The sequence below is a fragment of the Pleurocapsa sp. CCALA 161 genome, from assembly GCF_003003995.1.
In the GTDB taxonomy this organism is placed as follows: Bacteria; Cyanobacteriota; Cyanobacteriia; order Cyanobacteriales; family Xenococcaceae; genus Waterburya.
The window spans coordinates 1-6,651 of the sequence record NZ_PVWF01000178.1; the positions used below are offsets into that span (position 1 = coordinate 1).

Genomic DNA, 6,651 nt, shown 5'->3' on the forward strand with positions numbered 1-6,651 from the left:
GCTATGACTACAATTACCTTGGTCAACTTGAATTTTATCATAGTCGATTTGTTGGGCAAGGATCTTAAATTTAGTGGACGTCTCCCACTCTGGGACTATTTGATCCGCAGAGGGATGGAAAAACCATTACTGGGTTATGGTTATGGTGCATTTTGGAATAATCCAGCTGAAAGGTTAGGAGTCCAGCTAAATACCTGGATTAAAGCTGTTGAGCAGAGCGGGAATTCTCATAGTGCTTATGTAGAATTATTTTTGCAGTTAGGCTTTTTGGGCATGGCACTAGTAAGCTTGAGTTTTTTGTTAGTCTTAATTAGAGTGATTTTGTTGCTTGGTTTTACCAAACAAATAGAATATTTTTGGATGCTGCAACTATTATTATTTATCGCTATATCTAGTTATTCTGAAGTTTTTCCAGGACTACTGGTTTCTTATCGCTCTTTATATTGGGTATTGTATGTATCTATTGCCTGCTCGTCTGCAATTCATTTAAAACGAATTTTTAAAACTGGTAATAAATTAATCAATCTTAAATATGAAAATACTACATATCAGCACGAAGGATCTTGAGGGGGGAGGTCCCCGTGCTGCTTATCGATTGCATAGGGGATTGCAAAATATCAATATTTCTTCTCAGATGTTGGTTCAACAAAAAATGAGTAGCGATCGCACCGTAATTGCACCCCAAACTAATCTGGAAAAGGGGCTTGCCAAAATAGGTGGAATTTTAGATACCATACCGTCAAAGTTCTATCGTCAGCGCGAACCAGCTCTCTTTTCAACTCAATGGCTACCCGATGCAATTTGTTCGAGAATTGCTCGACTCGATGTAGATTTGATTAACCTGCATTGGGTTGAAGATAATTACTTGCGGATCGAAACAATGGCTAAGTTAGGTCAACCTATTGTTTGGACTTTGCATGATATGTGGGCTTTTACAGGAGGGTGTCATTACGATGACAATTGTGGACGATATGTCGAATCTTGCGGTGCTTGTCCTCAGCTAAAAAGCGATCGCCAGTACGACTTATCTCGTTGGGTTTGGCAGCGAAAATTTCACGCCTGGAAAAATCTTCCCCTGACTATCGTTACCCCTAGCGAGTGGTTGGCTAAATGTGCTGGTTCAAGTTCTCTATTTAAAAATTTACGAGTTGAAGTAATTCCCAATGGTGTTGATATACAACGATATAAGCCAGTTAATCGTCCAATAGTACGAGAGCTAATTGGATTACCTCAAAACAAACATTTAGTAATGTTTGGTGCAATTAAAGCCACTAGTGATCGTCGTAAGGGATTTTATTTTCTGCAAGCAGCTTTAGAAAGTTTATGCCAGTCGGGATGGCAAAACAAGTTAGAGCTAGTTGTAGTTGGTGCTTCACAACCAGAGAAAGAGATTTATCTCGGCTTTAAAACTCATTACCTAGGTAAATTAAACGATGATATTTCTTTGGCGCAAGTTTATGCGGCTGCGGATGTTTTTGTCGCACCATCAGTTCAAGATAACCTACCTAATACGGTTGTAGAGGCGATCGCCTGTGGGACTCCTGCTGTTGCTTTTAATATTGGTGGAATGCCAGAGATAATTGAGCATCATGTCAACGGTTATTTAGCTCAACCCTTCGAGATCGAAGATTTGGCGAAAGGAATTGTCTGGATCTTGGAAAATCAAGAGCGACATCAAAAATTAGGCGATCGCGCTCGTGCTAAAGCAAAACAAGAGTTTAGTCAAGAATTACAAGCACGCCGTTATGCATCTCTTTACAGAACCCATTTGACACTAAATCCAAATTGTTGACACTCCTGCGTTTCCGCTACGCTAAAAATGTGGGATTCTTGGCTTACTGACAAAACTTACCCTGACAAATTCTCATCTTGATAAATTTGTTGTTCTCGATTGATAAAGATATCCGCTAAAGCTCCGTAAGCTTCTGTCCAAGCTGTCATTACGTCTGGAGTAGCGGCATCTCCAAGTACATCTTGAATCGCTTTTAACAAACATTCCCCCACGACGGGATATTGTTCTGGCAAGACGTGGGTAGCAACATGACGGTAGGCAATTTTGTCCACTGCTGTTTTTAATGCCCCCAAGTCGTTAATGTGGGTAGCGTAGGCATATACTGCGGTAGCAAGTTTGGCTGATTGAGTACCGTTAGCTTGTGCTGACATATCAAACTGGGATTTTACTTCGGGATGGGTGGCAAACATGATTTCATACATCCGCGTTGTAATGGTTTTGCCATGTTCTTTTAAGATGGGGGCAGTAGATTTAACAATATCGATAGTTTGTTGGCTAATTTTCTGGGTCATGATTACTTACTCCGATCAAGTTAGGTCAATGTGAGATTTTCTTGGGTTTGTATGGGCATGGATGCGATCGCTTACCGCAGCTTTAAAATTTTCCCTGCTGCTGCTAATAGTAATATCTGATGTCCAGAGGCTCTAGCAAAATTGAGCGTAGTTGTCATGAGTCATATCCAAACTCGATTAGAGTCGTGCATATTAACTATCGAAAGATCTGCTTTATTAGAAGTCATTTCGCGATCGCCAGAAATTAGCCTACGCATACTAGAGGTGTTTAACAAACGGTTACAGCAACTCCACAATACAGTCCACGGATTGATTTCCGAGCAAGCAACGGTACGTTTAGTGAGATTAATTCAATATTATGGCGATGCTTACGGCTATGCTTCGCAAATCCACGATGGTACTTATCCAGTAGCAGACGGAGAACGTTTAAATGTTAAATTACCCTACTATCAAATTGCTCGTAGTATTGGTATTACTTACGAAGAATGTGTGCGGTTGTTCAAAAAACTCAAGGGAATCATCACCTATAAACGAGGTGGCACGATTATTATTTTAGATCGCTCACAATTAGAAGCATTTAGTGATCCCAAAAGTACAAAATAATTTAACTATAATACCAACTTCCCTTGGTAAAGGTAATATTTAATTTATACATTTATGATTTTTCAGTGTATGATAACGATTATCATTATTTTCTATAATAACAAAATAAATGCTATTAAACGTTTTTTTTGCTTCCAGGAGAAATTTCTTAAAATACTCTTTAGTAGCTGGTTTAACTTGCATATCGGCTATTTCAATAAATGCGCTGGCTAAGGCGCAAAATAATTCCAGTCCCAAAATTGTCACGACTTTCCTGCCGATTCATCTGTTTACTCAAGCCGTAGTTGGAGATACGGGGCAAGTAAACATTTTAATTTCTCCTGGGACAGAAGTACACGATTATCAAGCCACCCCAGATGATGTCAAACTGTTAGCCCAAGCAAATGTGTTAGTGGAAAACGGTTTGGGTATTGAAGAATTCTTAGCAGGTTTAGTAGCCAATGCAGGTAATGCTAAACTCCAGCAAATTGATGCTAGTGAAGGAATAGCAGTCATTAAAGAGGAAGAACACGAAGAAGAAACAGAAGAAGAAACAGGACACCACCATGAAGGAGGAAATCCTCACGTCTGGCTAGATCCAGTGTTGGCACAACAACAGGTAGCCAATATTCGCGATCGCTTAATTACTATAAATCCTAATCACGCAGATAGCTATCGTACCAACGCCGAGGCTTATATTCAACAACTACAACAGTTAGATAGTGAATTTACTCAAAAATTAGCACCAGTTCAAGGTTGCAACTTTATTACTTTTCATGATGCCTTTCCTTATTTAGCACAACGCTACGGACTCAAGCAAGAAGCAATAGTAGAGATTCCTGAAGATAGTATTACTCCAAAGGATATCCAAAGAGTACAACAAGCTGCCAATAAGTATCAAGTTAAAGCCCTACTTACCGAACCTGGTATCGAAGATAAGCGCATTCAACAGATATCCAGTGACTTAAATCTACCATTAGAAGCGATCGATCCTCTAGAGTCAGGAAAAACCGATACCCAATATTATTTTCAAGTCATGCGAAATAATTTAGCAGCTTTAGAAAGAGCTTGTAAATGAAGTGAACGGTACTTTGCCTTGAAAAGGCACCTGCGTTCACCGCCTTCCGCGGTTAAAAATCACATTGTCCTGCGGGAAGAGGAAAAGTCAAAAGTAATCTTGTTGATTGTTGCTTTTGCCTATAAACAAACAGTAAATTTAATGCACCAAAACTTATCTGTTACCCAACCCATAGTTACAGTTCATAATTTATCGGTAATGCGCGGGGAATACCTAGCGGTAGATAATGTCTCTTTTGAACTATTGCCAGGTACTCATACAGCGATTATTGGCCCTAACGGTGCGGGAAAAAGCACTCTGATCAAAACTGTTTTAGGCTTAATTGAAAAGCGATCGGGTAAGATTAGGCTGTTTAATTGTAATAATAAACAGTTAAAGCAATTTAAAACTGAAATTGGTTATATTCCGCAAAAATTTCCTTTTGATCGCACCTTTCCCTTAACTGTATCCGAATTAGTGGGTTTGGGATTAAATAACAAACAATGGTGGTACTCCAATAAACGGAAACGAAAGATGATCTACCAAGCCTTAGAACAGGTTCATCTAACTAAACAAGCCAAGCAAAAAATCGGCACTCTTAGCGGAGGGGAATTAAAACGAGTCTTACTGGCTTATTGTTTGGTCGTTCCCCGTCGTCTCCTAGTTCTCGATGAAGCTTTAGCAGGGGTGGATGCTACGGGAGAAATCGAATTTGCTGCTTTGCTAAATAATCTCAAACAAGAACAAAACTGGACAATTTTAGAAGTTTCTCACGATTTAGATTTAGTCAGTAAATATTGCGACTCGGTAATCTGTTTGAATCGTCGCTTACTATATCAGGGTTCGCCCTCAACTACTCTCACTCCAGAAAACCTCTTACAAATATACGGTTCTTTAGTTAGTCCCACTTGTCATCATCATGAACCCAGCAGACTTTCTGAGTCTTTTTAGTTTACCCTTTATGCAACGGGCGGTATTAGGTGGCGTACTGCTTGGTATTTTAGGGGGAATCTTGGGCAGCTTTCTGATCCTGCGTCGTCTATCTTTATTTGGCGATACTGTAGGACATTCGGCAATGTTGGGAGTAGTTTTAGCTGCGTTGTTAGAACTTCCTTCCACTGGGACATTGATTGGTTTTACAGTTGCTTTTGGATTAGGGGTTATTTATCTAATCGACAAAACTGATTTAGGCAGCGATACAGTCTTATGTATTTCCTTATCAGGTTCAATAGCTTTGGGAACAATTGGCTTTAGTTATTTAAAAGGATATCGCGGTAATTTATTATCAATTTTGTTTGGTGATATTCTAGCGATTAGCAATACAGATTTAATTTTATTGTTGTTACTCTTAGCTGTAACTTTAGCCTGGCTAATTATTAGTTTGCCTGAGCAAATATTATTAACTCTCAACAGCGATTTAGCCTTAGTCAAAGGGGTATCCGTTCGCTCTCATCGCTATTTTTTTATCGTGCTTTTAGCAATAACTATTGCCCTAACTATTCGGGCAGTTGGTATTTTATTAGTTAATGGTTTTTTAGTTATTCCTGCTGCTTCTGCCAGATTAATTTGCCAGCAGTTTGTCCCTTTTTTAGCTACTGCTGCGGGTATGGGTGCGATGAGTGGAGTAACGGGAATGGTTATTTCTGGCGCGTTTGATTTGCCTAGTGGCCCAAGTATTGTTTTGGTTCAGTTGTTTGGGTTTTTAGCAATGGCTTTATGGTTTCGGCAGGGTTGAAGTTGAAGGTTTTGGATCTTTTGAATATAAGTTTTTTCTGTTTGTTAAGTGTAATGTTTAAGCCGAATAACATCTTTTACTTGTTCCAACAGTTTTTTAGGAGGTTGTTCTATGGTGAATTATACGGAACAATTCTGTAATAATAAACAGTTACATGAAATACTTAAATGTTTGCTACAAATATTATGAATGGGGACTAGGGGAGTAGGAAAAATTTATCTGTATTATTTTTTTTGTAGTTCATATTATATGCATATGCCAAATGAAAACTAACAGTTTTATGTTAAGTCAGTGGACATTGATTATAATCGCAATTGCTGCGGTTCTGTTAGCCGTTACCTCATCGCGCATTCTCGGAACTCATGCTTTAGGTTTCGGTACAACTGGATTCATGGCGTTGCTTTCTCTCGGTAGCACAGTCCTTCTCGTAGCCGTTCTCATTTTTTCAGCCATAATACGAGGTTGGTTTAGCTTCGCTGTAAGTCTAATGTGCCTTATTGCGATGTTTTTATTTTTCAGAGTGAATGGGAAGCTTTCTGCCCAGGTATCTCACCAGACTAGATATTCTGGTGATCGCATAGCAGCAGCCCTAATCGAATTCAAACAGAAAAAGGGGGCGTATCCAACTCAACTTAATGAATTGACACCCCAGTTCTTGACCCAGGTTCCCAGTCCAACTTTAAAAGGAAGTACATTTTTTTATAGACTCGAAGGCGACGCTTTTGTGCTAGGTTACACATCAACGAATTGGATGCTCTGCACTAGGGGTGTAGATACTCCGTGGCATTGCGACGATTGACTTTAGCATATAAAAAATCGCTGAACGCGGACGATACCGCGGAAGTGATGACCTTAAAATCGTTAAATGCTCCAGTTGTGTTACTGTCAGTTAGCTCTATCCGTTAAGAAAAAAAGTGCGATCTTATTTAAGTTAAGAGATTTATAAAAGACTCGTTTTAGGCGATCACAAAAT

At 39.3% G+C, this 6,651-nt stretch carries 6 protein-coding genes and 1 pseudogene; 6 read left to right on the plus strand and 1 reads right to left on the minus strand.

What is annotated here, in order from left to right; genetic code table 11:
• Together C7B62_RS23560 and C7B62_RS23565 are read left to right on the plus strand one after the other, a co-directional pair.
• Nucleotides 1-567, plus strand: a 567-nt coding sequence (locus C7B62_RS23560) for an O-antigen ligase (protein WP_146132190.1), incomplete at its 5' end; no start/stop codon positions are given.
• Nucleotides 533-1,792 (plus strand): glycosyltransferase family 4 protein, encoded by a 1,260-nt coding sequence (locus C7B62_RS23565; RefSeq protein WP_106243374.1) that lies wholly within the window; start codon nt 533-535, stop codon nt 1,790-1,792. The genes C7B62_RS23560 and C7B62_RS23565, both read left to right, overlap by 35 nt.
• 56 nt (nt 1,793-1,848) lie before the next feature.
• On the opposite strand, the gene C7B62_RS23570 is transcribed toward C7B62_RS23565, so the two are convergent.
• Nucleotides 1,849-2,304, minus strand: a complete 456-nt coding sequence (locus C7B62_RS23570) for a globin domain-containing protein (protein WP_106243378.1) — start codon at nt 2,302-2,304, stop codon at nt 1,849-1,851.
• 171 nt (nt 2,305-2,475) lie between these two features.
• Here C7B62_RS23570 and C7B62_RS23575 point away from each other — a divergent pair.
• From C7B62_RS23575 to C7B62_RS23590, 4 genes and pseudogenes are all read left to right on the plus strand, one after another.
• Nucleotides 2,476-2,907 (plus strand): annotated as a pseudogene (locus tag C7B62_RS23575) (Crp/Fnr family transcriptional regulator); the annotation flags it as partial.
• A 109-nt stretch (nt 2,908-3,016) separates the two neighbouring features.
• Nucleotides 3,017-3,964, plus strand: a complete 948-nt coding sequence (locus C7B62_RS23580; RefSeq protein ID WP_106243384.1) for a metal ABC transporter solute-binding protein, Zn/Mn family — start codon at nt 3,017-3,019, stop codon at nt 3,962-3,964.
• Nucleotides 3,965-4,105: 141 nt separating this feature from the next.
• Nucleotides 4,106-4,894 carry a metal ABC transporter ATP-binding protein gene (locus tag C7B62_RS23585; protein WP_106243395.1) on the plus strand — a complete coding sequence of 263 codons (789 nt, stop codon included), beginning with the start codon at nt 4,106-4,108 and terminating at the stop codon, nt 4,892-4,894.
• Nucleotides 4,863-5,678 carry a metal ABC transporter permease gene (locus tag C7B62_RS23590; protein ID WP_106243387.1) on the plus strand — a complete coding sequence of 272 codons (816 nt, stop codon included), beginning with the start codon at nt 4,863-4,865 and terminating at the stop codon, nt 5,676-5,678. Before C7B62_RS23585 ends, C7B62_RS23590 begins: the two co-directional genes overlap by 32 nt.
• Nucleotides 5,679-6,651 lie beyond the last annotated feature (973 nt).